This is a genomic window from Pseudomonas sp. RIT357, assembly GCF_000632245.1.
Taxonomy (GTDB): Bacteria; Pseudomonadota; Gammaproteobacteria; order Pseudomonadales; family Pseudomonadaceae; genus Aquipseudomonas; species Aquipseudomonas sivasensis.
On the sequence record NZ_JFYX01000047.1, the window covers coordinates 254,602 to 280,351 of the forward strand.

General features: G+C 59.0%; 24 protein-coding genes. 15 read left to right on the top strand and 9 right to left on the bottom strand.

The features are described from left to right. Nucleotides 1-84 precede the first annotated feature (84 nt). The 4 genes from BW43_RS03100 to BW43_RS03085 all read right to left on the bottom strand — a co-directional run bounded on the left by BW43_RS03100 (nt 85) and on the right by BW43_RS03085 (nt 4,434). Nucleotides 85-2,136 carry a bifunctional diguanylate cyclase/phosphodiesterase gene (locus BW43_RS03100; protein WP_032890992.1) on the bottom strand — a complete coding sequence of 684 codons (2,052 nt, stop codon included), beginning with the start codon at nt 2,134-2,136 and terminating at the stop codon, nt 85-87. 514 nt (nt 2,137-2,650) lie between these two features. After that, nucleotides 2,651-3,247, bottom strand: a complete 597-nt coding sequence (locus tag BW43_RS03095; protein ID WP_032862548.1) for a superoxide dismutase — start codon at nt 3,245-3,247, stop codon at nt 2,651-2,653. 177 nt (nt 3,248-3,424) lie between these two features. Then, nucleotides 3,425-4,027: a LysE/ArgO family amino acid transporter gene (locus tag BW43_RS03090; protein WP_032890993.1), complete on the bottom strand. Its 603-nt coding sequence runs from the start codon at nt 4,025-4,027 to the stop codon at nt 3,425-3,427. Between the two features lie 5 nt (nt 4,028-4,032). Then, the gene (locus BW43_RS03085) at nt 4,033-4,434 is read right to left on the bottom strand and encodes an ACT domain-containing protein (RefSeq protein ID WP_032890994.1); all 402 of its coding nucleotides are present in this window, start codon (nt 4,432-4,434) and stop codon (nt 4,033-4,035) included. Between the two features lie 97 nt (nt 4,435-4,531). On the opposite strand from BW43_RS03085, the gene BW43_RS03080 reads away from it, so the two are divergent. The 10 genes from BW43_RS03080 (at nt 4,532) to BW43_RS03035 (ending at nt 15,716) form a co-directional block, all read left to right on the top strand. Next, entirely contained in the window at nt 4,532-5,425 is an 894-nt protein-coding gene (locus BW43_RS03080) for a LysR family transcriptional regulator ArgP (RefSeq protein ID WP_032890995.1), read from the top strand. Between the two features lie 52 nt (nt 5,426-5,477). Then, the gene (locus tag BW43_RS03075) at nt 5,478-6,476 is read left to right on the top strand and encodes an NAD(P)-dependent oxidoreductase (RefSeq protein ID WP_032890997.1); all 999 of its coding nucleotides are present in this window, start codon (nt 5,478-5,480) and stop codon (nt 6,474-6,476) included. 126 nt (nt 6,477-6,602) lie between these two features. After that, nucleotides 6,603-7,448, top strand: a complete 846-nt coding sequence (locus BW43_RS03070) for an ATPase (protein WP_032890998.1) — start codon at nt 6,603-6,605, stop codon at nt 7,446-7,448. A gap of 250 nt (nt 7,449-7,698) precedes the next feature. Further along, entirely contained in the window at nt 7,699-8,958 is a 1,260-nt protein-coding gene (locus tag BW43_RS03065) for an AGE family epimerase/isomerase (protein ID WP_032890999.1), read from the top strand. 104 nt (nt 8,959-9,062) lie between these two features. Continuing rightward, on the top strand, nt 9,063-10,349 hold the full coding sequence (locus BW43_RS03060; RefSeq protein ID WP_032891000.1) for an ABC transporter substrate-binding protein: 1,287 nt from the start codon (nt 9,063-9,065) through the stop codon (nt 10,347-10,349). Nucleotides 10,350-10,429: 80 nt separating this feature from the next. After that, complete coding sequence (locus BW43_RS03055) at nt 10,430-11,338, top strand: carbohydrate ABC transporter permease (protein WP_003175732.1); 909 nt, start codon at nt 10,430-10,432, stop codon at nt 11,336-11,338. Continuing rightward, on the top strand, nt 11,331-12,176 hold the full coding sequence (locus BW43_RS03050; RefSeq protein ID WP_032891002.1) for a carbohydrate ABC transporter permease: 846 nt from the start codon (nt 11,331-11,333) through the stop codon (nt 12,174-12,176). Before BW43_RS03055 ends, BW43_RS03050 begins: the two co-directional genes overlap by 8 nt. 2 nt (nt 12,177-12,178) lie before the next feature. After that, nucleotides 12,179-13,339, top strand: a complete 1,161-nt coding sequence (locus tag BW43_RS03045) for an ABC transporter ATP-binding protein (RefSeq protein ID WP_032891003.1) — start codon at nt 12,179-12,181, stop codon at nt 13,337-13,339. An 85-nt stretch (nt 13,340-13,424) separates the two neighbouring features. Further along, nucleotides 13,425-14,771, top strand: coding sequence for a carbohydrate porin (locus tag BW43_RS03040; RefSeq protein WP_032891004.1), 1,347 nt, complete (start codon nt 13,425-13,427; stop codon nt 14,769-14,771). Nucleotides 14,772-14,870: 99 nt separating this feature from the next. After that, a complete protein-coding gene (locus tag BW43_RS03035) occupies nt 14,871-15,716 on the top strand; it encodes a D-hexose-6-phosphate mutarotase (RefSeq protein WP_032891005.1) in 846 nt (281 codons plus the stop codon). A 122-nt stretch (nt 15,717-15,838) separates the two neighbouring features. Here BW43_RS03035 and BW43_RS03030 read toward each other — a convergent pair whose 3' ends face one another. Then, nucleotides 15,839-16,699: a MurR/RpiR family transcriptional regulator gene (locus tag BW43_RS03030; protein WP_169851198.1), complete on the bottom strand. Its 861-nt coding sequence runs from the start codon at nt 16,697-16,699 to the stop codon at nt 15,839-15,841. 219 nt (nt 16,700-16,918) lie between these two features. On the opposite strand from BW43_RS03030, the gene zwf reads away from it, so the two are divergent. From zwf to BW43_RS03015, 3 genes are read left to right on the top strand one after another with little or no spacing between them, the layout of a single operon-like run. Then, nucleotides 16,919-18,385, top strand: coding sequence for a glucose-6-phosphate dehydrogenase (gene zwf / locus BW43_RS03025; RefSeq protein ID WP_032891006.1), 1,467 nt, complete (start codon nt 16,919-16,921; stop codon nt 18,383-18,385). Beyond that, entirely contained in the window at nt 18,372-19,085 is a 714-nt protein-coding gene (pgl, locus tag BW43_RS03020; RefSeq protein WP_032891007.1) for a 6-phosphogluconolactonase, read from the top strand. The genes zwf and pgl overlap by 14 nt, the downstream gene beginning before the upstream one ends. A gap of 17 nt (nt 19,086-19,102) precedes the next feature. Next, nucleotides 19,103-19,768, top strand: coding sequence for a bifunctional 4-hydroxy-2-oxoglutarate aldolase/2-dehydro-3-deoxy-phosphogluconate aldolase (locus BW43_RS03015; protein WP_017735662.1), 666 nt, complete (start codon nt 19,103-19,105; stop codon nt 19,766-19,768). 92 nt (nt 19,769-19,860) lie between these two features. On the opposite strand, the gene BW43_RS03010 is transcribed toward BW43_RS03015, so the two are convergent. Further along, nucleotides 19,861-21,036 carry an aminotransferase class V-fold PLP-dependent enzyme gene (locus BW43_RS03010; RefSeq protein ID WP_032891008.1) on the bottom strand — a complete coding sequence of 392 codons (1,176 nt, stop codon included), beginning with the start codon at nt 21,034-21,036 and terminating at the stop codon, nt 19,861-19,863. A gap of 14 nt (nt 21,037-21,050) precedes the next feature. Next, complete coding sequence (locus BW43_RS03005) at nt 21,051-21,287, bottom strand: DUF3820 family protein (protein WP_032891009.1); 237 nt, start codon at nt 21,285-21,287, stop codon at nt 21,051-21,053. 208 nt (nt 21,288-21,495) lie between these two features. Here BW43_RS03005 and BW43_RS03000 point away from each other — a divergent pair, with 208 nt between their 5' ends. Next, entirely contained in the window at nt 21,496-21,963 is a 468-nt protein-coding gene (locus BW43_RS03000; protein WP_032891010.1) for a PA2169 family four-helix-bundle protein, read from the top strand. A 136-nt stretch (nt 21,964-22,099) separates the two neighbouring features. On the opposite strand, the gene BW43_RS02995 is transcribed toward BW43_RS03000, so the two are convergent. Both BW43_RS02995 and BW43_RS02990 read right to left on the bottom strand, forming a co-directional pair. Next, nucleotides 22,100-22,570, bottom strand: a complete 471-nt coding sequence (locus BW43_RS02995) for a MaoC family dehydratase (protein WP_024077080.1) — start codon at nt 22,568-22,570, stop codon at nt 22,100-22,102. A gap of 69 nt (nt 22,571-22,639) precedes the next feature. Beyond that, complete coding sequence (locus BW43_RS02990; RefSeq protein WP_032891012.1) at nt 22,640-23,584, bottom strand: alpha/beta hydrolase; 945 nt, start codon at nt 23,582-23,584, stop codon at nt 22,640-22,642. A gap of 200 nt (nt 23,585-23,784) precedes the next feature. On the opposite strand from BW43_RS02990, the gene fadD2 reads away from it, so the two are divergent. Further along, nucleotides 23,785-25,473 (top strand): long-chain-fatty-acid--CoA ligase FadD2, encoded by a 1,689-nt coding sequence (gene fadD2, locus BW43_RS02985; protein WP_032891013.1) that lies wholly within the window; start codon nt 23,785-23,787, stop codon nt 25,471-25,473. Nucleotides 25,474-25,750: the final 277 nt, after the last annotated feature.

Here is a 25,750-nt window from a genome sequence, read left to right on the forward strand (position 1 = left end):
GCGCAAAACTGCAACATAATGCGAAAGATTTGCATTTTGTGTAAAGGGTTAAACGCGGGAAATATTCAGTATCGTTTTGCCACGTCAGAGAATGGCTGCGTTATTACGCTCAGCCTGCTTCAGAAAAACTGCCAGCTCCCGGGCCTGCAAGGGTTTGCTGTAGTAGTAGCCCTGACCTTCATGACAGCCCTCAGAGATGATGTAGGCCTCTTGCTCGGCAGTTTCCACGCCTTCAGCGATGACCTGCATGCCCAGGCTTTTGCCCAGTTGGATAATCGCCCGCACGATGGTGGCATCGTCGTCGTCGTCCAGCAGGTCTTGGACGAAGCTTTTGTCGATCTTGATCTTGTCCAGCGGCAGGCTCTTGAGATAGCTGAGCGATGAATAGCCGGTGCCAAAGTCATCGATGGCGATCAACGCCCCGGAGCGGCGCAGGCTCAGCAGGTGTTGGGCGGCGGTGCTGATGTCTTCCATCAGCCCGGTTTCGGTAACTTCCAACTCCAGGCTGCGCGGCGGTAAACGGTAAATCTGCATCAGGTTATTGACCACCCGCGGCAATTCGGCGTGGTGTAACTGCACGGTGGACAGGTTGACCGCCATGCGCAGGTCGATGAAGCCCTGGTCATGCCATTCGCGCAATTGCCGGCAAGCCTGGTCCAACACCCATTCGCCGATCGCAATAATGGTGCCGTTCTGTTCGGCCAGCGGGATAAACAGGTCCGGCGGCACCAAGCCGTGTTCTGGATGTTGCCAGCGGATGAGCGCTTCCACACCGACCACATGCTGGTCGCGATAGCTGATCTGCGGTTGGTACACCAGGTGAAACTGGTCACGTCCCAGGGCTTCCCGCAGGTCTTTCTCCAACTCACGGCGACGGCGCATCTCGCTGTCGACGCTGGCGATATAAAACTGATAGCGGTTGCGCGAACGGCTCTTGGCCAGGGTCATGGTCTGTTCGGCTTTTTGCAGCAGCTTCTCGGTGCTGTCGCCGTCTTCCGGGAACAGGGTGATGCCGATGGTGGCCCGCAGGCGAATCTGTTCGTGGTCGAGGGCGAATTCCCCTTCCAGATCGTCGAGGATACTTTGCGCCAGTTCGGCGGCTTCATAAGGCTGTTCGATATCGGCCTGTACCAGGGCGAACTGGTCACCCCCCAAGCGGGCGAGCGCGCCGAGGCGGCCGCTGTGGGCCCGCAGACGGTCGGCCAGGGCGAGTAGCAATTTATCGCCGGCCTGGTAGGTGAACTGCTCGTTTACGCTTTTAAAATCATCCAGCCCCACGCACAACACCGCTACGCGGCGCTGACGGCGGCCGGCGTCGATCAGGATCTTGTCCAGTTGCTCCTGCAGTTTCTGGCGATTCGGCAGGCCGGTCAGGAAATCATACTGGGCCATGCGCAGCAGGCTGCTTTCTGCTTCGTGGCGCAGATGGGTATTACGTTCGATAGATTCGAGTAACTGATTGGCGGTATTGATCCACAACCCTAATTCGTTGCGTTCATGGCCCTTGAGCTGCGGGATCTTGTGTTCGCTGGGGCGGTCCGGGTTGATCGACGTCAGGTGCCCGATAATCCGCGACAGCGGCTTGGTCAGCAGCCAGTGATACACCAAGTACAACACCAGGCCCATGGCCAATGCGCGTAATACCCCGGAAATAAAGATGATCACTGAGCTGACAATAAAGCCTTTGCCATAGGTGGCGGTGTCGAGGGTGATGCTCAGGTCGCCGTAGTACTCGCTGTAGGGGCCTTTGCCGACCAATGCGGTGGTGAACGTGCGCTCCTGTCCCAGAATCAGGTCGGTCAACCAGCGGCTGGAGGAATGCTGCAAAGCGCGGCTTTTTTCCGCGAGCATGGTTTCATTGGGATGGCCGATGGAGGCCATGCGCACGGCATCGTCCTGAAACAGGCCTTCAATCACCTGCATACCCATCTCGCGGTCCAGGCTGTAGACAGCCTGGGTCGAGGGGTCGCGGAACATGTCGAGGATGCGCTGGGCATCTTCGGCCACGGCCTGGCGCGTCTTGTAGGCATCGAAAACGATCTGCGCCACGCTCAGCGCAACGCCCACGATCAATGCCGACAGCAGCACAACCCGTAGCAACTTCACCGACAAGCTGTTTTTGAGTTCCAGCTTCAAAGGGGCATTCCTTGTCTCATGCGGGTGGCCTTCAATATGCCATGAGTATTGGCAATCTGGTGATGGCAGTCAAAGGAACATTGCAGTGAGAAGGGGATGGATGTTTTGTTCGGGCAGGGGGCAGGAAAACGGCGGATTTGATCCGCCGTTATTTGTTACGCGTGCGAGTGCGAAGGGGCGTCAAGCGGGTGGCGGATTAAAACTCAATCTTTGGCGGGGCTGGTGGCTGTTGATCCGCCCCTAACTGAGGGGCCTTGGCGCCCAATATGTCCTTAACCACATCCATCCCTATTTCCGCCGCTTTACCCAGGACAGGCAAGAGCGCGGAGGCTGCGCCGCCGATCATCGACATTGGATTCATCATTGATTCTCCGACATTGAATGAGAGGTGTATTCCTCTCACCGGTTGGGTGGCGCATTCCTCTTATTGAGTTCCGCACTTCCCGGTCGGTCCAGAGTCGACGCCCACAAAAAAGCCCGGCAATCGCCGGGCTCTTTCTACTGCAAGGGTTGCTTAGGCAGTGAAGGTCTTGCCTTCGAACTGCTCAGCCACGAACTTCCAGTTGACCAGGTTCCAGAACGCTTCCACATACTTTGGACGTACGTTGCGGTAGTCGATGTAGTAGGCGTGTTCCCAAACGTCGCAGGTCAGCAGCGGGGTGTCGCCGCTGGTCAGCGGGTTGCCGGCGCCGATGGTGCTGGCCAGGGCCAGGGAACCGTCAGCCTTTTTCACCAGCCAGCCCCAACCGGAACCGAAGGTGCCGACGGACGTCTTGGTGAACTCTTCCTTGAACTTGTCGAACGAACCGAACGCAGTGTTGATGGCTTCAGCCAGCGCGCCGGTTGGTTGGCCGCCGGCGTTTGGCGCCAGGCAGTTCCAGTAGAAAGTGTGGTTCCAGACCTGAGCGGCGTTGTTGAAGATGCCGCCCGAAGAAGATTTGACGATCTCTTCCAGAGTCTTGCCTTCGAACTCGGTGCCAGGCACCAGGTTGTTCAGGTTCACGACGTAAGTGTTGTGGTGCTTGTCGTGGTGGAACTCCAAGGTTTCCTTGGAGATGTGCGGCTGCAGGGCATCGTGTGCGTAGGGCAGCGGCGGCAATTCGAAAGCCATGATGATTCTCCTAATCAGGTCAGTTGCGGTGAGCGCAAGGCCGATCACGGGCGGCCAAACAAGCGCCGGGGAGTTTGTACTCTTTGCGGCGCAGGGGCAGGATCATAGCACCGGGGGTGCGGCAAAACCACGCAACAACTGTGTGGGATAGAGGTTCCAGAGCCTTTTGGAATAAGTTCATGGCGCGCTTATTAATTGGTAAGCCACGCTGAACATCATCACTGCCACCACCAAGTCCAGCAGCCGCCATGTGGCCGGGCGTGCGAGCCAGGGGGCCAGCCACGCGGCGCCGAGTGCCAGGGTGGCAAACCACAGGAATGATGCACTTGCGGCCCCTGCTACGTAGGCGCCAGGTTCGGTCTGTTGCGCGCCGAGTGAGCCAATCAGCAGCACCGTGTCCAAGTAAACGTGAGGGTTGAGCAGTGTCACCGCCAAGGCACTGAGCATCACCGCGCGCAACGAGCGCACTTTGAGGTTGCCGCCTTGTTCCAGGCTCTGTGTCGAGAACGCCCGACGCAGTGCCAGGGTGCCGTACCACAACAGGAAGGCCGCGCCGCCCCAGCGGGCAACTGCCAACAGCAGCGGGTTCTGCGCAAGGACCGTGGCCAGGCCGAACACCCCTGCCGCCACCAGTAGCGCATCACACACCACGCACAACGCCGCCACCGGCAGGTGATGTTCACGGCGCAGGCTTTGCGCCAATACAAAAGCGTTCTGCGTACCGATGGCCATGATCAGGCCCAGCGCCACCAACAGCCCATTCAGATAGCTTTGCCACATAGGGTTTACTCCGAGTCCGTAGCCAGTTGCCGCAACACATGCATCGCGCGTTCTGCATCGGCCCGGCCGACAAATAGATGGTCGTGGTAGTAGCCGGCAATCACGTTACAACTGATCCCAGCCTTGCCCAGCGCACTGGCGAAGGCGGCCGTCAGGCCAACGGCTTCCAGGGCTGAATGCACATTCAGGGTGATCCAGGCGGCTACGTAATCGAAGGCCAACCCAGCGTGTTCGGCTTGCTGGCGTTCCAGGATCAGCGTCAGGCCTTCCTGTTCACGGAAGCTGCCGATCACTTCGCATCCTGCCGGGATGTTGTGATCGGGCAGGGTGCAGAACACGTAATCACCGTCATTGAGGTGAGGGCTCATACTGCGCAACAGGGTTGCCAGGGCGGTTTCGCCAGCCATGTGAGATTCCTTAATAGAGGTAAGCAATGCTGGTCATTCTCACGGGCTTACCTGTATAAGAAAAACCAATACTGCTGATCGCTCATTAGAGAAACTGATGTTCGACTATAAATTGCTTTCCGCCCTGGCGGCGGTGGTGGAACAGGCTGGCTTTGAACGAGGCGCCCAAGTGCTGGGGCTGTCGCAATCGGCGATTTCCCAGCGCATCAAATTATTGGAAGCGCGCATCGGCCAGCCGGTGCTGGTGCGCGCCTCACCGCCGACGCCGACCGATATTGGCCGACGTCTGCTTAACCATGTGCAGCAGGTGCGCTTGCTGGAGCGCGATCTGCAAAGCCAGGTGCCCGCGCTGGACGAAGAGGGCATGCCCGAACGCCTGCGCATCGCCCTCAATGCCGACAGCCTTGCCACGTGGTGGGCTGAGGCCGTCAGTGACTTCTGCGCCGAACAGCATTTGCTGCTGGATCTGATTGTGGAAGACCAGACCGTTGGTCTCAAACGCATGCGCGCCGGTGAAGTGGCTGCGTGTATCTGCGCCAGCGAACGTCCGGTGGCCGGCGCCCGCAGTCTGTTGTTGGGCGCCATGCGCTATCGGGCCCTCGCCAGCCCGGCCTTTATTGCCCGTCACTTTCCACAGGGAGTGCGCGCCGATCAACTGGCCCGCACACCAGCGCTGGTGTTTGGTCCGGACGACTTCCTACAGCACCGCTACCTGGCATCCCTCGGCGTGGACGGTGGTTTCGAACACCATTTATGCCCATCGTCCGAAGGCTTTATCCGCCTGGCGGAATCCGGGCTTGGCTGGGGATTGGTGCCTGAACTGCAGGTGCGCGACCAGCTGGAAAAGGGTGTGCTGGTGGAGTTATTGCCAGATAAGCCCATCGATGTGCCGTTGTACTGGCATCATTGGCGCAGTGGCGGGCAGTTGTTGGGCCTGCTGACCGATCACTTGGCCCACGCATGTGGCCAATGGTTGGTGCCGTTGGACTGAGAGCGGTCGTCAAGGCAACAGCGATGAAAAACGAAAGAACACGGGGTAATACATGAAGATTCTGGTCACCGGCGCAAGCGGCTTCATCGGCGGGCGCTTTGCGCGTTTCGCCCTGGAGCAGGGCCTGGACGTGCGGGTCAACGGGCGGCGCGCCGAGGGTGTGGAACACCTGGTACGGCGCGGCGCCGAGTTTATCCAGGGTGATCTGAACGACGCCGACCTGGTGCGCGACCTGTGCCGCGATGTCGAAGCCGTGGTGCACTGCGCGGGTGCGGTGGGACTGTGGGGGCGTTACCAGGACTTTCACCAGGGCAACGTGCTGGTCACCGAAAACGTCGTTGAAGCCTGCCTTAAACAGCGGGTTGGGCGCCTGGTGCACCTGTCGTCGCCTTCGATTTATTTTGATGGCCGCGATCATCTGGGCCTGACTGAAGAACAAGTGCCAAAACGCTTCAAACATCCCTACGCTGCGACTAAATACCTGGCGGAACAAAAGGTTTTCGGTGCCCAGGAGTTCGGCCTTGAAGTGCTCGCCCTGCGCCCGCGTTTCGTTACTGGTGCCGGGGACATGAGCATTTTCCCGCGCTTGCTGAAAATGCAGCGCAAGAAGCGCCTGGCGATCGTCGGCGACGGCCTGAACAAGGTCGACTTCACAAGTATCCATAACCTCAACGAAGCCCTGCTCAGCAGTTTGCTGGCTCCCGGTTCGGCGTTGGGGCGGGCCTACAACATCAGCAACGGCGCGCCAGTGCCGGTGTGGGATGTGGTGAACTACGTGATGCGCCAAATGGAACTGCCCCAGGTCACCCGGTATCGGTCCTACGGCTTGTCCTACAGCGTGGCGGCGCTGAACGAGGCAGTCTGCGCACTGTGGCCCGGGCGCCCGGAGCCGGCGTTGACGCGTCTGGGCATGCAGGTGATGAACAAAGATTTCACCCTCGACATCAGCCGCGCCAGGCATTATTTGGATTACGAGCCGAAGGTCAGCCTGTGGACCGCCCTAGACGAGTTCTGCAGTTGGTGGAAGGCGCAGGATCCGGGGCTCAAATAAGGTCACACCAGGCAACACATCGGGAACCGAATTCAGGGTTCCGGGTCGATCAGTGCGACGGGGCTGGGGTTTATACTCCCGTCGCTCGGCCACCAGCCAGCTAACTCACCGATTCAGGGTTGATTCATGCGTAACGATGCTAAAGACGATTTCGACAACGTTCCCAGCCTGCGGGCCGATCATGGGGATGACGATGATTTCGAACCTTCCCCGGCCACCTCGGTGCGTTCGCGCAACGTGCCGGTCGTCAAGGTCAAGGGCGCCAGCACCGGCCCGCTGTGGGCATTGATCGGCGCTCTGCTGATCGCCTTTGCCGGCCTGGCCTGGTGGAGCTTCCAGCAGATATCCCTGATGGGCCAGCAGTTGGTTGCCACCCAGGAAAGTTTTGCGCGGATCAGCGAAGAAGCGGCGGGGCGCCTGCAGGATATCTCCGGCAAAGTGGTAGCCAGCGAAGCCAGCGTGAACAACGGCAGCGAAGCATTGAAACTGCAGATCAAGCAGTTGGAAAGCCAACTGCTGGAGCAGGGCAAGCAGCAACTCGGCGTAGCCGGCCAGGCCACCGAACTGGACAAGCGTCTCGCACAAATGACGTCCAGCACCAACGAGCTGTCGAGCGCCAATGCCAAGCTGCAAGGTCAGGTGCAGGCCCTGACCGACGCCGTAGCCAGCCTCAAGGCTGCGCAAGGTGATGCAGGCAAGCGCGACGGTGAGATAAAAGAGTTGGTCGCCGACGTTGCCGCGCTGAAAAAACAAGGCAACCCAAGCGCCGCCATCGCCCGTCTTGAGCAGGATTTGGTTGTGCTCAAAAGTGCGCAGGACAACCAGCCGGCCAATAACGATGCGCCGACCAATAAAGAGTTCGATGTGTTCCGCATCCAGACCACCCGCAATATCACTACCCTGCAAAGCCAGGTGCAGAACCTGCAACAACAGCTCAACGCCCCGGCGAAGATCACCCCTCTGGGTCAATGACCAAAACCAGCCTTAATGTGGGAGGGGGTTTGGTCCCGATGGCGGTGGATCAGTCAATAGATGTAACGACTGACACTCTGCTATCGGGAGCAAGCCCCCTCTTACATTTGGATTGGATGCTGAGGGTGGAATAATGCTCACCTTTAACATTGTCACTGCTTGGTGACATTTACCTTCCCCTTCGTTACTTGCCCTCATCTCGCCCTTGTTTAGACTCCGGTCACCCCACAAAAAATAATAAGGGCCACCCATGACTACGCAACGACTGCCTGCCAGCAGTTGGCTGAATGCACCTGCCCATTACGCTTGGCTCGCCGCCGAAGGGCAGCGCTTGCTGGCATTCGCCAAGGCCTCGCGTCTGCCTGAAGGTTTTGGCAACCTCGACGAAAAAGGCCAACTGCCAGCCAATGCCCACGCCGAAACCATGAACACCGCACGCATGACCCACAGCTTCGCCATGGCCCATGCCATGGGCTTGCCGGGCTATGCCGAATTGGTTGAGCACGGTGTTGCGGCCCTCAGTGGCCCTTTGCGTGATAGCAAACACGGCGGTTGGTTCGCCACGCCTCAGGCCTTCGATGGCAATACCGGCAAGGCCGCCTACCTGCATGCTTTCGTCGCCCTGGCAGCCAGTTCTGCCGTGGTGGCGGGCGCGCCTGGTGCGCAAAACCTGCTCAATGATGCGACCCACATCATCGACCAGTTTTTCTGGAGCGAAGAGGAGGGCGTTATGCTCGAATCCTTTGCTCAGGATTGGAGTGGCGTCGAAGCCTATCGCGGCGCCAACAGCAATATGCACGCGACCGAAGCCTTCCTTGCCTTGGCCGATGTGACGGGCGATACCCGCTGGCTGGACCGTGCACTGCGTATAGTCGAGCGCGTGATCCACACCCACGCCGCCGGTAACCAGTTTATGGTCATCGAGCATTTCGACCCGCACTGGCGCCCGTTGCTGAACTACAACGAAGATAACCGCGCCGACGGTTTCCGCCCCTACGGCATCACCCCAGGCCACGGTTTTGAATGGGCGCGGCTGGTGCTGCACCTGGAGGCCGCCCGCCTGCAAGCGGGGCTGGCCACGCCAGATTGGTTGGTGAGCGACGCCAAAGGCTTGTTCGCCAGCGCCTGCGAATACGCCTGGGCCGTGGATGGCGCCCCCGGCATCGTTTACACCCTGGACTGGAATCACCAGCCGGTGGTGCGCGAACGCTTGCATTGGACCCACGCCGAAGCCTGCGCCGCAGCCCAAGCCTTGCTTAAACGCACTGGCGAACTGCATTACGAAACCTGGTATCGGCGCTTCTGGGAGTTCTGCGAAACCCACTTTATCGACCGCATTCACGGCAGTTGGCACCACGAACTCAACCCGCATAACCAGCCCAGCAGCACTATCTGGGGTGGCAAGCCGGACCTGTACCATGCCTGGCAAGCGGTGGTGCTGCCTGCACTGCCCTTGGCACCGAGCATGACCAGCGCATTAAGCGCTGGGCGCTATGTCACCAACTGGTGACATTTGTGCGTCCCTTTGTTACCCGCGCTCGAAAAAACCATGTTTAAACTCCGTGCAGCGCAAGCTCTAGACTTGCATGCATAACAACAAGAAAAGGTATTCAGATGAACGCGATTAATCGCCTCGCCGTAGCTATTTCCGTTGCCTCGTTGTTTCCCCTCAGTGCATTTGCCGCCGACTCCAAAGGTACGGTTGAAGTTGTGCATTGGTGGACCTCGGGTGGCGAAAAAGCGGCTGTAGATGTCCTGAAGGCCCAAGTCGAGAAAGACGGCTTCACCTGGAAAGACGGTGCCGTTGCAGGCGGCGGTGGCGCCACTGCCATGACCGTGCTCAAAAGCCGCGCGGTCGCCGGTAACCCTCCCGGCGTTGCCCAGATCAAAGGCCCCGATATCCAGGAATGGGCGTCCACTGGCCTGCTCGACACTGACGTGCTCAAAGACGTCGCCAAAGAAGAAAAATGGGACTCCCTGCTCGACAAGAAAGTCTCCGACACTGTGAAGTACGACGGTGACTACGTCGCCGTGCCGGTCAACATTCACCGTGTGAACTGGCTGTGGATCAACCCGGAAGTCTTCAAGAAAGCCGGTATCACCAAGAACCCAACCACCCTCGAAGAATTCTACGCAGCCGGCGACAAGCTCAAGGCTGCGGGCTTTATTCCGCTCGCCCACGGTGGCCAGCCTTGGCAGGACAGCACCGTGTTCGAAGCGGTCGTGCTCTCGGTGATGGGTGCCGATGGCTACAAGAAAGCCCTGGTTGACCTGGATAACGCCGCGCTGACCGGCCCGGAAATGGTCAAGTCCCTCACCGAGCTTAAGAAAGTCGCGACCTACATGGACGTCGATGGCAAAGGCCAGGACTGGAACCTCGAAGCCGGCAAAGTCATCAACGGCAAGGCCGGTATGCAGATCATGGGTGACTGGGCCAAGTCCGAATGGACTGCCGCCAAGAAAGTCGCCGGTAAAGACTACGAGTGCGTAGCCTTCCCGGGTACCGACAAAGCCTTCACCTACAACATCGACTCCCTGGCGGTGTTCAAGCAGAAAGACAAAGGCACCGCTGCCGGTCAGCAGGACATCGCCAAAGTCGTGCTGGGTGAAAACTTCCAGAAAGTGTTCAGCATCAACAAGGGTTCGATCCCTGTTCGTACTGACATGCTCAATGAAATGGACAAACTCGGCTTCGACTCCTGCGCCCAGACCGCTGCCAAGGACTTCCTGGCAGACGCCAAGTCTGGCGGCCTGCAGCCAAGCATGGCGCACAACATGGCCACCACACTGGCCGTGCAAGGCGCGTTCTTTGATGTCGTGACCAACTTCATCAACGACCCGAAAGCAGACCCGGCCGACACCGCCAAGAAACTCGGCGCTGCGATCAAGTCAGCCAAGTAAAAGCTGACCTTGTGAGGGGGACCCCTAACCCCTCACAAGGCCTGTTCCTGTAGTCCTTTTTCCCTGTATTGGATTTCCCCATGAGTTCTGTTGCTGTGTTCAGCAAAGCCTCGCCGTTCGATGCACTGCAGCGCTGGCTACCCAAACTGGTGCTGGCGCCCAGCATGTTCATCGTCTTGGTGGGCTTCTACGGCTACATCCTGTGGACGTTTGTGCTGTCGTTCACCACATCCACGTTCCTGCCAAGCTACAAATGGGCGGGTCTGGCGCAGTACGAGCGTTTATTCGACAACGATCGCTGGTGGGTGGCGAGCAAGAACCTGGCGCTGTTTGGCGGCATGTTTATCGGCATCACCTTGGTGATCGGCGTGACGCTGGCGATTTTCCTTGACCAGAAAATCCGCCGCGAAGGCTTCATTCGCACCATTTACCTGTACCCGATGGCGCTCTCGATGATCGTCACCGGTACCGCCTGGAAATGGCTGCTCAACCCGGGCATGGGCCTGGACAAACTCCTGCGTGACTGGGGCTGGGAAGGCTTCCGTCTCGATTGGCTGATCGACCCGGATCGTGTGGTCTATTGCCTGGTAATCGCTGCTGTGTGGCAAGCCTCCGGATTCATCATGGCGATGTTCCTCGCCGGTTTGCGTGGCGTTGATCAATCGATCATCCGCGCCGCGCAGATCGACGGCGCGAGCCTGCCGCGCATCTACTGGAGCGTGGTGCTGCCGAGCCTGCGTCCGGTGTTCTTCAGTGCGGTGATGATCCTGGCGCACATTGCCATCAAGAGCTTCGACCTGGTGGCGGCGATGACCGCGGGAGGTCCGGGCTACTCGTCCGACCTGCCGGCGATGTTCATGTATTCGTTCACCTTCAGCCGTGGCCAGATGGGCATGGGGTCGGCGAGTGCAATCCTGATGCTCGGTGCGATCCTCGCGATCATCGTGCCTTACCTCTACTCCGAGCTGAGGACCAAACGTAATGACTAGTCTCGCCTCTAAACCGTCCATCAGCCTGAGCCGCATCGCGATTTACGCAGTGCTGATCCTCGCCGTGCTGCTGTACTTGGTGCCGCTGGTGGTGATGCTGCTCACCAGCTTCAAGACCCCGGAAGACATCACCAACGGCAACCTGCTGAGCTGGCCCACCGTGGTCACCGGCATCGGCTGGGTCAAGGCCTGGGACACCGTCGATGGTTACTTCTGGAACTCGATCAAGATCACCGTTCCGGCTGTACTCATTTCCACCGCCATCGGCGCATTGAACGGTTATGTGCTGTCGTTCTGGCGCTTCCGTGGCTCGCAGCTGTTCTTCGGTCTGCTGTTGTTCGGCTGCTTCCTGCCGTTCCAGACCGTGCTGCTGCCCGCGTCGTTCACCCTCGGCAAGATGGGCCTGGCCAGCACCACCACAGGCTTGGTGTTCATCCATGTGGTCTACGGCCTGGCGTTCACCACGCTGTTCTTCCGTAACTACTACGTGAGCATTCCGGATGCGCTGATCAAGGCTGCGCGCCTGGACGGTGCAGGATTCTTCACCATCTTCCGTCAGATCATTCTGCCGATGTCGACGCCGATCATCATGGTCTGCCTGATCTGGCAGTTCACTCAGATCTGGAACGACTTCCTGTTCGGCGTGGTGTTCTCCAGTGGCGACTCCCAGCCCATCACGGTGGCGCTGAACAACCTGGTCAACACGAGCACCGGGGCCAAGGAATATAACGTGGATATGGCGGCGGCGATGATCGCCGGGCTGCCGACCCTGCTGGTCTATGTGATCGCAGGCAAGTATTTCGTGCGCGGCCTGACGGCCGGCGCGGTCAAGGGGTAATCATGGCTACGCTTGAACTTCGCAATGTAAACAAGACCTATGGCGCCGGCCTGCCCGACACCTTGAAGAACATCGAACTGTCGATCAAGGAAGGTGAATTCCTGATCCTGGTCGGCCCTTCGGGTTGCGGTAAATCCACGCTGATGAACTGCATCGCCGGTCTTGAGACCATCACCGGCGGCGCGATCATGATCGGTGACCAGGATGTGAGCGGCATGAGCCCCAAGGATCGCGACATCGCCATGGTGTTCCAGTCCTACGCGCTGTACCCGACCATGAGCGTGCGCGAGAACATCGAGTTTGGCCTGAAGATCCGCAAGATGCCGCAAGCCGACATCGACGCCGAAGTGGCGCGCGTGGCCAAGCTGCTGCAAATCGAACACCTGCTTAACCGCAAGCCGGGCCAACTCTCCGGCGGCCAGCAACAGCGCGTGGCCATGGGCCGTGCCCTGGCGCGTCGGCCGAAGATTTACCTGTTCGACGAACCGCTGTCCAACCTCGACGCCAAGCTGCGCGTCGAGATGCGCACCGAAATGAAATTGATGCACCAGCGTCTGAAAACCACCACCGTCTACGTGACCCACGACCAGATCGAAGCCATGACCCTGGGCGACAAAGTGGCGGTGATGAAGGACGGCATCATCCAGCAGTTCGGCACGCCGAAAGAGATCTACAACAACCCGGCCAACCAGTTCGTGGCGAGCTTCATCGGTTCGCCGCCGATGAACTTCGTACCTCTGCGGCTGCAACGCAAGGACGGTCGCCTGGTGGCACTGCTCGACAGTGGCCAGGCCCGTTGTGAGCTGGCGCTGAACGTGACGGATGCGGGTCTTGAAGACCGCGACGTGATCCTGGGCCTGCGCCCGGAGCAGATCATGTTGGCGACAGGCGAGGGCGACAGCGCATCGAGCATTCGTGCCGAAGTTCAGGTCACCGAGCCAACCGGACCGGACACCCTGGTGTTCGTGCAACTCAATGACACCAAGGTCTGCTGCCGCCTGGCGCCCGATGTGGCACCCCAGGTGGGCGAGACCCTGACCCTGCAATTCGATCCGGCCAAGGTGTTGCTGTTCGACGCCAAGACGGGGGAGCGTCTGGGCACTGCTGCCTCAGTGCCGACACAGGGACATGCCGATAACGTGGCTCAGTTCAAGGGCCGCTGAACGATATAAGTCGTTGTTTTAGTTAAAAAATGTAACCCGCGTTAGATAAAAACAGTTTAATAACAATAAAGACGAGGATGTAGGGATGAAAAAGCAACACAACAACACTCGGCTGATCTGCCAACTGTCAGCAGCAGCAGCCCTGGTATTGTCCGCCAATGCGATGGCGGCCGATGCATTCAGCGCCGATTCCAAGTGGATGACCGGCGATTGGGGCGGCGAGCGTACCAAGCTGATCGAGCAAGGTATCGATATCAAGGCCGACTACGTTGGGGAGATGGGCGCCAACCTGCATGGTGGCTACAACGACGACAAGACTGGTCGTTACTCCGACCAGTTTGGTTTGGGCGTAGCACTGGATCTGCAAAAGCTGTGGGGCTGGGATAACACTCAGGCTAAGATCCAGTTGACCAACCGTAATGGCCAGAACATCTCCAACGACCGCATTGGCGATCCGCGTGCCGGCACGCTGAGCTCGTCGATGGAAGTCTACGGTCGTGGCCACATGGTGCGTCTGACCCAGTTCTGGATTCAACACCAGATGTTCGACAACAAGCTGGATGTGAAGCTCGGCTACTTCGGTGAAGGCGAAGACTTCAACACCTTCCCATGCGACTTCCAGAACCTGTCGTTCTGCGGCTCGCAAGTCGGTAACTACGTGAACACTTGGTACAACTGGCCTGTCAGCCAGGCGGCCATTCGCGTTAAGTACAACATCACGCCTGAGTTGTACGCGCAGATCGGTGCCTACAACCAGAACCCATCGCAGCTTGAGCACGGCAATGGCTTCAAGCTCAGCGGCAGTGGCACCAAGGGCACCGTGATTCCGGTGGAATTGGTCTGGTCGCCGAAAGTTAACAACCTGCCGGGCGAATACCGTGTGGGTTACTACAAGAGCGCGGCTGATGCACCGGACGTGCGTGAAGACGTCAACGGCGGCAATGCGGTCCTCACTGGCGCAGACTTCCGTACCCGCAGCAGCAAGAAAGGCTACTGGTTCGTTGCACAACAGCAGCTCACCACGCACAACGGCGATGCTTCGCGCGGCCTGAACATCGCAGCGAACGCCACTTTCCACGACAAGGAAACCAACCTGGTCGACAACTACCAGTCCTTGATGCTGGTGTACAAAGGTCCATTCGACGCGCGTCCAAAAGATGACGTCGGCATTGGTGCTGCTCGTCTGCACGTCAACAATGATGTGAAGAAGAACGCTGAGCTGCTGAACGCCGATAATGGCGTAAGTGACTATGACAGTGCGCTGTACACGCCGATTCGCGAAACCGAGTACAACTTCGAAATCAACTACGGCTTCCACGTCACCAACTGGCTGACCGTGCGTCCCAACCTGCAATACGTTGTCCAACCGGGCGGCGTGGATAAAGTCGACAACGCGTTGGTGGCTGGCCTGAAAATTCAGTCTACGTTCTAACGTTGTTGCGATAAGCTCCTTCTCTCTGTGCGCATTTGCGGGTAGCCATGGCTATCCGCTTTTTTTTGGGTGGCACTGTGATATTCGGGACCGTGGCACATGCATGAGCATCCGCTGCAACGCTTTTTCAAATCCTTGCGCGAGCGTCCAGTGTTCGCCTGGGAGCGCTTTCAGATGCGCGATGTGTTGGTGATTGACCATCCGCTGTGTCAGGCGGTGTTCAGCCGGCAGGGCGCGCAACTGTTGCATTTCCAACCCCGTGGCCAGAAACCCTGGCTGTGGTGCGCGGCCAAGTGGCCGCAAGTCGGCGCTATCCGTGGTGGCGTGCCGGTGTGCTGGCCGTGGTACGGCCGTCACCCGAGCGAGAACGCGTGGCCATCCCATGGCTGGGCGCGATTGATCGACTGGAAACTGCTCGACAGCAGCACCGACGACGACGGTGTACGCCTGCACTGGCAATTGCAGTTGTGCGACTGGCAGGTCGACCTGCACGCGCACCTGGGCGAAACCCTGGAACTGCGCCTGAGCACCGAGCATCAAGACGAACTCCCATGCCAGTTGAGCCATGCTTTGCACGCTTACTGGCGTATTGGTCACGTCGACGAGATAGCGCTGTCTGGGCTCGACGGCGCCCAAGGTTATGACCAGCTCAATCGTCAGGCTTGTCAGCAGGAAGGCGAATTGCGGGTGGACGGTGGGTGCCAGCGGGTGTTCCAGCACGAGGGTGAACTGCAGCTCAAGGATCACGCCTGGCAGCGTGAACTGTGTATCGACACTGGCGACAGTGCGGACACCGTGGTGTGGCATCCAGGCAGCCGGCCGTTGCTGGGGGTCAGTTTTAACGAGGCGTCGGGGTTTGTGTGCGTGGAGTCGGCGATGGCTGGCGCAAGTCTGGCGCCGGGGGAGCGGGCGCATCTCAGCTTGCAGGCGCGGGCTGGGGTTTAGCGGTGTGGCTGATGGCCCTATCGGGGGAAAGCCCCCTCCCACAGTTTGATTTGTGAATACATTTCAAATGTGGGAGGGGGCTTGCCCCCGATGAGGCCAGTGAAGCCAACACACAGACTGGCTTAGTTGAACTCATCCCCAACCGGATACCGGCTGTCATTCAAACTCTCTTTGATCTTGCGCAGATGCGGCTGGAAATCCACGCCACGGCGCAACGTCATGCCGGTGGCCAGCACATCCAGCACCGTCAGCTGAATGATCCGCGAGGTCATCGGCATATAGATGTCGGTGTCTTCCGGCAGCGGAATGTTCAGGCTCACGGTACTGGCCTTTGCCAGCGGTGAATTCTCGGCAGTCACGCCCAGCACCGATGCGCCGTTTTCCCGTGCGATACGCGCTACTTCCACCAACTCGCGGGTACGCCCGGTGTAGGAAATAATCACGAACAGCTCGCCGGTGTGCGCCACTGAGGCGATCATGCGTTGCATCAGCACGTCGGCGTGGGCGGTCACCGACAGGTTGAAGCGGAAGAACTTGTGCAGCGCATCCATGGCCACCGGCGCAGACGCGCCCAGGCCGAAGAAGTGGATCTGCCGCGCCTGGATCAACAAGTCCACGGCCTTGCTGATCAGGTTCGGGTCCAAGGCCTGGCAGGCGCTGTCCAGGGACGCAATGGCGCTGCCAAAGATCTTCTGGGTGTAGGCCTCGGGGTTATCATCGGCCTCCACGGCACGGCTGACATAAGCTGCGCCACTGGCCAGGCTTTGCGCCAACTGCAATTTGAGTTCAGGGTAACCGCTGACGCCGAACGAACGGCAGAAACGGTTGACCGTCGGTTCACTGACCGAAGCGGCCTGGGCAAGGGCGGCAATAGAGAAGCGGGTCGCCTGCTGCGGGTTGAGCAGGATGACCTCGGCGACTTTTTTCTCAGCCTTGTTCAATTCTTCGAGGCGGTTCCGGATCTGTTCCAGAAGATTTCGCACGCGGTCCATTCAGTCTTTCCTTCGGGCGACGATGCAAATAAAGGGCGGCAGCCAATCGACGAGTGGCTTTTCGCGGTGGCCTATCCTACTGAGGGTAGCTGAACACCACCACTCGGAATGCGTATTTCGGGAAAATGTTGTGGTTATTACTACATTTTTCCTTGAGTGATGCCTTGAAAAAAGGTATTTGTAGCTTAACTTGATAAAAGAACAAACATCATGCCTTCGATAACCGTAGAACCCTGCACCTTTGCCCTGTTTGGCGCCTTGGGTGATCTGGCGCTGCGCAAGTTATTTCCTGCCCTCTATCAACTTGATGGCGCTGGGCTGCTGCACGACGACACGCGCATCCTGGCCCTGGCCCGTGAAGCCGGTTCCGAGCAGCAGCACCTGGCTCATATCGAAAAAGAACTGCGTAAATATGTCGGCAACGAACTGGACGAAAGCATCGCCCAGCGTTTCCTGGCGCGCCTGACTTATGTCCACGTCGACTTCATGAAGGCCGACGACTACGTGGCCCTGGCTGAACTGGCGGGTACCGAGCAACGCCTGATCGCTTATTTCGCCACCCCGGCCGCGGTGTACGGCGCGATCTGCGAGAACCTATCCAAGGTCGGCCTGGCGGAAAACACCCGCGTGGTGTTGGAAAAACCCATCGGTTCGGACCTGGAGTCCTCGCGCAAGGTCAACGATGCCGTGGCGCAGTTTTTCCCGGAAAACCGCACCTACCGTATCGACCACTACCTGGGCAAAGAGACCGTCCAGAACCTGATCGCCCTGCGTTTCGCCAACAGCCTGTTCGAAACCCAGTGGAACCAGAACTACATCTCCCACGTGGAAATCACCGTGGCCGAGCAAGTCGGTATCGAAGGCCGTTGGGGCTACTTCGATAAGGCAGGCCAGTTGCGGGACATGATTCAGAACCACCTGTTGCAACTGCTTTGTCTGATCGCCATGGACCCGCCGGCCGATTTGTCGGCCGACAGCATCCGTGACGAGAAGGTCAAGGTGCTCAAGGCCCTGGCGCCGATCAGTCCGGATGGCCTGACCACTCAGGTTGTACGTGGCCAGTACATCGCCGGCTACAGCGCCGGTAAAGCGGTGCCGGGTTACCTGGAAGAAGAGAATTCCAACACCCAGAGCGACACCGAAACGTTCGTCGCACTGCGGGCCGATATTCGTAACTGGCGTTGGGCCGGGGTGCCGTTCTATCTGCGCACCGGCAAGCGCATGCCGCAGAAGCTGTCGCAGATCGTCATCCATTTCAAGGAACCGTCTCACTACATCTTCGCCCCCGAGCAGCGCTTGCAGATCAGCAACAAACTGATCATCCGCTTGCAGCCGGACGAAGGGATTTCCCTGCGTGTGATGACCAAGGAGCAGGGCCTGGACAAGGGCATGCAACTGCGTAGCGGGCCTCTGCAACTGAATTTTTCCGACACCTATCGCAGCGCGCGCATCCCCGATGCCTACGAGCGTTTGCTGTTGGAAGTGATGCGCGGCAATCAGAACCTGTTTGTCCGTAAAGATGAAATCGAAGCCGCGTGGAAGTGGTGTGACCAGTTGATCGCCGGGTGGAAAAAATCCGGTGATGCGCCCAAGCCGTATGCGGCGGGGTCCTGGGGGCCGATGAGCTCCATTGCACTGATCACGCGGGATGGGAGGTCTTGGTATGGCGATATCTGAATTGAAACTGCCTCGTGGCGTAACTGCCCATGAGTACCGCACGCCAGTGCAACTGGCGGACGGCCTGGCCAATGACGTGGCAGAGCAACTGCGCACGGCCATCAGTGCCCGTGGCGAAGCGACCCTGGTTGTGTCCGGTGGCCGCAGCCCTGTGGCGTTTTTCCAGAACTTGGCCAAGCAAGGCCTGGACTGGTCCAAGGTCACGATTACCCTGGCCGACGAGCGCTGGGTGCCGGTGGAACATGCCGACAGCAATGCTGGCTTGTTGAAACAGCATCTGTTGCAAGGCCCGGCCGCCAAGGCCAAGTTTTTGAGTCTGTACAGCGCCGCCGCCAATCTAGAAGACGCTGCCGAGCAGGCCGATCGCCTGCTGGCCGAGTTGCCAGCCATTGATGTGCTGGTACTGGGCATGGGCGATGACGGTCACACCGCATCGCTGTTTCCCAACAGTCCGAACCTCGCCGAAGCGTTGCAGGCCGACGGTACCCGCCGTTGCTGGCCGATGCTGGCGCCGACCGTGCCGCACCAGCGCCTGACCATGAGTCGCGCGTTGCTGGCCACGGCCAACTACACCGTGCTGTCGATTTCCGGCAGTTCGAAATTGACCACCTTGAGCGCCGCCCTGGCCAGTGACGACGTTGCTGCCATGCCGATTCGCGCGTTTTTGCAACCTACTTTAGAGATTTACTGGTGCCCATGAGCCAAGGATCAGCCGCTATGAAAAGCCCCCAACCGACCGTGTCCATGGCGGATAAAGTTGCCTTGATCGACAGCCTCTGCGCCAAGGCGCGGATCCTGCCGGTGATTACCATCGCCCGCGAACAGGACATCCTGCCGCTGGCCGATGCCCTGGCAGCCGGTGGTTTGACCGCATTGGAAGTGACCCTGCGTTCCGAGTTCGGCCTCAAGGCCATTCAGGTACTGCGCGAGCAGCGTCCGGAACTGTGCACTGGTGCCGGCACCGTGCTCGACCGTCACATGCTCGAAGCGGCCGAAGTGGCTGGCTCGCAATTTATCGTCACCCCCGGGATTACCCGCGACCTGCTGGAAGCCTCGGTGCACAGCCCGATTCCTTTGCTGCCAGGCATCAGCAACGCCTCCGGCATCATGGAAGGCTATGGCCTGGGCTACCGCCGCTTCAAGCTGTTCCCGGCCGAAGTCAGCGGCGGCGTGGCGGCGATCAAGGCTCTGGGCGGCCCGTTCGGCGAAGTGAAATTCTGCCCGACCGGCGGCGTTGGCCCGGCCAACATCAAGAGCTACATGGCGTTGAAAAACGTGATGTGCGTAGGCGGTAGCTGGATGCTTGACCCTGAGTGGATCAAGAACGGCGACTGGGCCCGTATCCAGGAAGTCACCGCCGAGGCGCTGGCGCTGCTGGATTGATCTGATTTACCGAATCGTTGTTGCTGTGCTTAACGGCATTTTTGCGGTGCACTTGGTCGGTGTACCGCTTTTTTTTGCCTGTAGAAAAGCGCTTATTCGGCGCTCAACTCGGTAATAGCGTTGATCAGCGCATGAATGTCCTGCGCGGAGGTCACCAACCCTGGCGTCACTCGAATACACGTGCCAAACGCTGCTCCGGTTCGCGTGGTGGCAAACAGGTCGTACTCTTTGAGTAACCGATCGACCATGCCCTGCTGATCGCGGCCGACGAATTTGAACGCGGTAATCCCGCAATACAGCCGTGGATCATCCGAGGTCAGGACCTCAATGCCTTTCAGTGGTCGCACCTGACTTACCCATAAATTGCGCAGGTAATTCACCCGAGCACCTTTGGCTGCTGCGCCACCCAATGCCCGATGTTCTTCAAATACCAATGGCAGTGTCATCAGCGCCGGAAAGTTCGGCGTGCTGTAAGACGTGCGTGCGCGAACATCCGTGATGGGGTAGTGGAATTCGCCCATGTCCGGATCGATGTCTGCCAGGCGTTCCGGAGCGATATACAGAAAGCCCAGGGTCAGCGGTGCACCGATCCATTTATGCAGGTTGAAGCCGGCGAACTGGATACCCAGCTCGGCGAGGTTGAAGTCGATCTGGCCCAGGGCATGGGCGCCATCGAGGATCACGTCGACGTCATGTTCACGCGCCGCCTTGGCGATGGCTGCGACGGGCATCACCAGGCCGGTGCGGTGGGTGACGTGAGTCAGCGCCATCAGCTTTAAACGCGGGTACTCAGCGAAGGCACTGCGATAGGTCTGCAACAGACTGTCGAAACTGGCCGGGTGCGTGTGGGAAAGCTCGATCACCTCTACACCGCGAACCCCGGCCAGCCAACGCATGGCGCCCTTGACGGTGTCGTACTCCAAATCACTGATCAACACCTGGTCGCCCGGTTGCAGACGGTTGTAGTTGCGGATCAGCGACTGCAACGCTTCGGTGGCATTGCGGGTAAAGGCCACCGACTCAGGATCTACATCGATTAATTCGGCCAATTGGCGGCGGATCTCGACGTTCTCGCCCTGTTCAAAGCGCTGGCGCACGTGCAGCGAATTGCTGCGGTTGATAAACGCCACATGGTCCAGATACTGCGCCTGTACTGCGCGGCTCATGCGCCCGAAGTAGCCGTTTTCAAGATTGATCGGACCCGGTTCCAGGTCATACCGCTGAGCGATGGCGTGCCAGTGACGTTCGTTGTTTGCATTCCCTTGCATGGCGCAGTTCCTGATTAATGGCGCGGGGCGGGCTTGCCGTGTTTAGTGCGCAAGGGTTCGAGCAGTTCCGACAAGCCGTTGTGGTCGATTTCCTGCATCAAGGCCAGCAAACCGCCCAGCTCGCCGTGGGGAAAGCCTTCGCGGGCAAACCAGTTCAGGTAAGGACCCGGCAGGTCGGCGATGATCCGGCCCTTGTATTTGCCGAAGGGCATTTCGCGGGTGATCAGCAGTTCGAGTTTTTCGGGGTTCATGGGGGATTCAATGGCGTGAGTCGAGACGTTCGAAAATACAGGCATTCTGCATGAAGGCCAAATGACAGATCATGCAAATAACGTACATACAGATCGTTCAAATATTTTTAAGTTGTTGAAATTAAACATAAAAGTTGTTTTTCAAAACCTGGCACGAGCGCTGCAATCATTAAGACAACCCTTCGTAACCTGCCTAAGGAATTGAAAAATGACTGACATCAATAAAGAATCGATCTCCGTACTCAATGACCTGATCGAGACCAGCATCGACGGCCAGAAAGGTTTCAAAGAATGCGCCGAAGACATCAAACACCCAGAACTCAAGGCGCTGTTTGCCAAGCGTTCCGCTGACTGTGCAACCGCCGCCGCCGAGCTGAAAACCGCCGTGCGTGCCCTGGGTGGTGATCCGGAAGATTCGGGTAGTGTGGCCGGCGCCCTGCACCGTGGCTGGGTCGACGTAAAGTCGATGGTTACCGGTAAAGATGAAGAGGCTGTGCTGAACGAAGCCGAGCGCGGCGAAGACCACGCACTCAAGGCTTATAAAGAAGCGATCGAGAAGATCAACAAGCACAACCTGCTGGGCATTCGTGACTTGGTTGAGCGTCAGTATCACGGCGTACAGCGCAACCACGACCAGGTGAAAGCCCTGCGTAACCAGGCTCGCGCTCAGTCGTAAGCCCTGCTGTGTAACAACTGTGGGAGGGGGCTTGCCCCCGATAGCGGTGGATCAGTCGATATTTCAATGACTGACACACCGCAATCGGGAGCAAGCCCCCTCCCACATTTGTATGGCGTTGGCCTTGAAACCAGACTCAGCCGATGCTGATCGGCGGAAGCTCGGTCAAGGTCACGACCTGCTGTTTGCGTGGCGCGAGGATTTCCGCCTCGCCATCCACTACCAACTCGTCACGCTGATTGAACACGCGAGTGGCGATACGTACGCGAAACTTCGGCAGCTTCTCGAGGATTTCCAGACGCACGGTCAGGGTATCGCCGATTTTGACCGGCTTCTGGAAGGTCATCTGCTGGCCGATATAGATAGTGCCCGGCCCAGGCAGCTCGCAGGCAACGGCCGCGCTGATCAAGGCGCCGCTGAACATACCGTGGGCGATACGCTCCTTGAACATGGTCGCCTTGGCGTATTCGGCATCCAGGTGCACCGGGTTGTGGTCGCCGGACATGGCGGCGAACAACTGGATGTCGCGCTCTTCGACGGTCTTGCTGTAGCTGGCGGTCTGGCCGACTTCAAGGGCTTCGTACGGGGTGTTGGTTACCTGAGTCATCTAAAGGTGCATCCTGTGGCTAAACGGTAAGTATCGGCCGATTTTAAACGGCTGATTTTAAAAGAAAAGTTATTCGCAGCGGGCTGGCCTGCGCAAGGTCAGGGCCTGGTCGAGCCACGTCAGCACATCCGCGGTGACGGCGTCGCGGTTGGTTTCGTTGAACACTTCGTGACGCGCCTGCGGGTACACATTCAATTGCAGATGCTGGCAGCCGGCCTCACGCAGGGCGTGGGCCAGGTTTTTGAGACGCTTGCCCTCACTCACCGGATCACATTCGCCGCCCATCACGAGGATCGGCAGGCCCGGATCAATCTGGGCGAGATTGGACGCTTTGCTGATTTGCTGCAAGCCGCCAAGCAGGTCGATCCACAGCTGGTTGGTACACCGGAAGCCGCAGAGTGGATCGCTGATGTATTTGTCCACTTCATCCGGGTCACGGCTGAGCCAGTCGAACGCCGTGCGGTTGGGCTTGAAGGCCTTGTTGAACGAGCCGAACGACAGGAACTCGATCAGCGCACTTCGCCCCCGTACACCCTGGCGCAGACGTTCGGCCCGAGCGATCACCCGCGCTGCGCGGTACAGCGCTACCGGTTGGAAATTCGAGCCACTGAGAATTGCCCCGTGCAGGCTGGCGCTGTGGTGCAGCAGGTAGGCTTGGGCGATGTAGCTGCCCATGCTGTGGCCCAGCAGGATGATCGGCAGCCCTGGTTGCTGCTGGCCGATGTGTTGATTGAGGCTTGCCAGGTCGCCTACCACTTTGTTCCAGCCATCCTTCTCGGCGTACAACCCCAGCGTACCTTCGTCGGCGGTACGTCCATGGCCACGCTGGTCCGGTGCATACACGCCATAGCCTGCGCTGCATAACGCTTCGGCCAAGCGTCCATAACGCCCGCTGTGCTCGGCCATGCCGTGGGACAGCATGACTACGGCGTGAACCGGGCCGTCGGGCATCCATTGATTGACGTACAGGCGGCTGCGGTCATTCGCGGTCAGCCAGAAGGTGCTGTGGTTCATGGCGCTTCCTTTGCTATGGGTCGTTGCAGTGTATAGCTGATCTGCCGAGGGGCGGGGTATCTGCCTACGCATCAGCGGCAAGATTCATACAATCAATGACACGATTTAGCGTATTTGCCTGTTTGGTCATAGCTGCTAACGTCCCCAAAGCTCCGCTTGTTATAAGCGGCCGGACATACTCAGGTAAGGGGACAAGAATAATGCAACCTGGTTTCTGGAATGACAAACGCGCGGCGGGCGTTCCCAACGATATCGACCTCACGGCCTACAAGTCGGTGATCGAAGTCTTCGAGCGCTCGTGCAAGGCCTTTGCCGACCGTCCGGCATTCAGCAACATGGGCATCACCCTGACCTACGCCGAGCTTGAGCGCCAGAGTGCGGCGTTCGCCGGTTACCTGCAACAGCACACCGACCTCAAGCCCGGCGAGCGCATCGCAGTGCAGATGCCCAACGTGCTGCATTATCCGATTGCCGTGTTCGGCGCCTTGCGCGCGGGGCTGATCGTGGTCAACACCAACCCGCTGTACACCCCGCGCGAGATGCGCCACCAGTTCAAGGACGCCGGCGTGCGTGCGCTGGTCTACCTGAACCTGTTTGGTTCGCGGGTACAGGAAGTGTGCAACGACACCGAGATCGACTACCTGATCGAAGCCAAGATGGGCGACTTCCTGCCCGCCGCCAAAGGCTGGCTGGTCAATACCGTGGTCGACAAGGTCAAGAAGATGGTCCCGGCCTATAGCCTGCCGCGCGCGGTGTCATTCAAGCGTGCCCTGCGCATGGGCTCGGGCCTGGCGGTGACCCGTCACCCCGTGACCCTGGATGACATCGCCGTGCTGCAATACACCGGCGGCACGACCGGCCTGGCCAAGGGCGCGATGCTCACCCATGGCAACCTGGTGGCAAACATGCAGCAGGCGCGTGCGTGCATGTCTCAGGTCGGCGACGACGGCCATCCTTTGATCAAGGAAGGGCAGGAGGTGATGATCGCGCCGCTGCCGCTTTACCACATCTATGCCTTCACCGCGAACTGCATGTGCATGATGGTCACGGGTAACCACAACGTACTGATCACCAACCCGCGGGACATCGGCGGGTTTATCAAGGAGCTGAAAAAGTGGCGCTTTACCGGGCTGCTGGGGCTTAACACGCTGTTTGTGGCGTTGATGGACCATCCGGAATTCAAGACCCTGGATTTCTCCCACCTCAAACTCACCAACTCCGGTGGTACGGCACTGATCAAGGCCACGGCCGAACGCTGGCAGCAAGTCACCGGCTGTACGATTGGCGAGGGCTACGGCCTGACAGAAACCTCACCGGTGGCGTGCACCAACCCCTACGGCAACAAATCGCGCCTCGGTACCGTGGGCATTCCCGTGCCGGCTACCGCGATGAAGGTGATTGATGACGAAGGCGTGGAGTTGCCTCTGGGCGAACGCGGCGAGCTGTGCATCAAGGGCCCGCAGGTGATGAAGGGCTACTGGCAGCAACCGGCCGCCACGGCCGAGAGCCTGGACGCTGAGGGTTGGCTCAAGACCGGCGACATCGCGGTGATCGATGAGGATGGCTTTGTACGCATTGTCGATCGCAAGAAAGACCTGATCATCGTCTCGGGTTTCAACGTGTACCCCAACGAGATCGAAGACGTGGTGATGGCGCACCCGGCCGTGGCCAACTGCGCGGTGATCGGCGTGCCGGACGAGCGCACGGGGGAGGCGGTTAAGTTGTTTGTGGTGGCGCGTGCCGAAGGCGTGAGCCTTGAGGAGTTGAAGACCTACTGCAAGGCCAACTTCACGGGGTACAAGGTGCCCAAGCAGATTGTGTTACGAGACTCGTTGCCGATGACGCCAGTGGGCAAGATTCTGCGCAGGGAGCTACGCGACATCGCCTGACCATGAATTGAAATGCAATCAAATGAGGGAGGGGGCTTGCTCCCGATAGCGGTGTATCAGTCACTGAATGTATTGACTGAACCACGGCAATCGGAAGCAAGCCCCCTCCCTCATTTGGTTTTGATTGTTCTGAAGGCCCCATTCCAGAGCCTTTCAGTGGGTAATTCGAGCGCCAAAATAATTGTGACTAAATATTGTCCTACAGTCGAGTTTATGACTGTAAGGCCCGCTTTTGGCTCTAGTCGGCCCTTGGCAAAGCTGCTACTCTCGGCGCGCT

Coding starts and splice junctions, on each gene's coding strand:
- BW43_RS03095 (WP_032862548.1), bottom strand. CDS start 3,247: ATGGCTTTCGAATTGCCGCCGCTGCCCTACGCACACGATGCCCTGCAG.
- BW43_RS03090 (WP_032890993.1), bottom strand. CDS start 4,027: ATGTGGCAAAGCTATCTGAATGGGCTGTTGGTGGCGCTGGGCCTGATC.
- BW43_RS03085 (WP_032890994.1), bottom strand. CDS start 4,434: ATGGCTGGCGAAACCGCCCTGGCAACCCTGTTGCGCAGTATGAGCCCT.
- BW43_RS03080 (WP_032890995.1), top strand. CDS start 4,532: ATGTTCGACTATAAATTGCTTTCCGCCCTGGCGGCGGTGGTGGAACAG.
- BW43_RS03075 (WP_032890997.1), top strand. CDS start 5,478: ATGAAGATTCTGGTCACCGGCGCAAGCGGCTTCATCGGCGGGCGCTTT.
- BW43_RS03070 (WP_032890998.1), top strand. CDS start 6,603: ATGCGTAACGATGCTAAAGACGATTTCGACAACGTTCCCAGCCTGCGG.
- BW43_RS03065 (WP_032890999.1), top strand. CDS start 7,699: ATGACTACGCAACGACTGCCTGCCAGCAGTTGGCTGAATGCACCTGCC.
- BW43_RS03060 (WP_032891000.1), top strand. CDS start 9,063: ATGAACGCGATTAATCGCCTCGCCGTAGCTATTTCCGTTGCCTCGTTG.
- BW43_RS03055 (WP_003175732.1), top strand. CDS start 10,430: ATGAGTTCTGTTGCTGTGTTCAGCAAAGCCTCGCCGTTCGATGCACTG.
- BW43_RS03050 (WP_032891002.1), top strand. CDS start 11,331: ATGACTAGTCTCGCCTCTAAACCGTCCATCAGCCTGAGCCGCATCGCG.
- BW43_RS03045 (WP_032891003.1), top strand. CDS start 12,179: ATGGCTACGCTTGAACTTCGCAATGTAAACAAGACCTATGGCGCCGGC.
- BW43_RS03040 (WP_032891004.1), top strand. CDS start 13,425: ATGAAAAAGCAACACAACAACACTCGGCTGATCTGCCAACTGTCAGCA.
- BW43_RS03035 (WP_032891005.1), top strand. CDS start 14,871: ATGCATGAGCATCCGCTGCAACGCTTTTTCAAATCCTTGCGCGAGCGT.
- zwf (WP_032891006.1), top strand. CDS start 16,919: ATGCCTTCGATAACCGTAGAACCCTGCACCTTTGCCCTGTTTGGCGCC.
- pgl (WP_032891007.1), top strand. CDS start 18,372: ATGGCGATATCTGAATTGAAACTGCCTCGTGGCGTAACTGCCCATGAG.
- BW43_RS03015 (WP_017735662.1), top strand. CDS start 19,103: ATGAAAAGCCCCCAACCGACCGTGTCCATGGCGGATAAAGTTGCCTTG.
- BW43_RS03010 (WP_032891008.1), bottom strand. CDS start 21,036: ATGCAAGGGAATGCAAACAACGAACGTCACTGGCACGCCATCGCTCAG.
- BW43_RS03005 (WP_032891009.1), bottom strand. CDS start 21,287: ATGAACCCCGAAAAACTCGAACTGCTGATCACCCGCGAAATGCCCTTC.
- BW43_RS03000 (WP_032891010.1), top strand. CDS start 21,496: ATGACTGACATCAATAAAGAATCGATCTCCGTACTCAATGACCTGATC.
- BW43_RS02995 (WP_024077080.1), bottom strand. CDS start 22,570: ATGACTCAGGTAACCAACACCCCGTACGAAGCCCTTGAAGTCGGCCAG.
- BW43_RS02990 (WP_032891012.1), bottom strand. CDS start 23,584: ATGAACCACAGCACCTTCTGGCTGACCGCGAATGACCGCAGCCGCCTG.
- fadD2 (WP_032891013.1), top strand. CDS start 23,785: ATGCAACCTGGTTTCTGGAATGACAAACGCGCGGCGGGCGTTCCCAAC.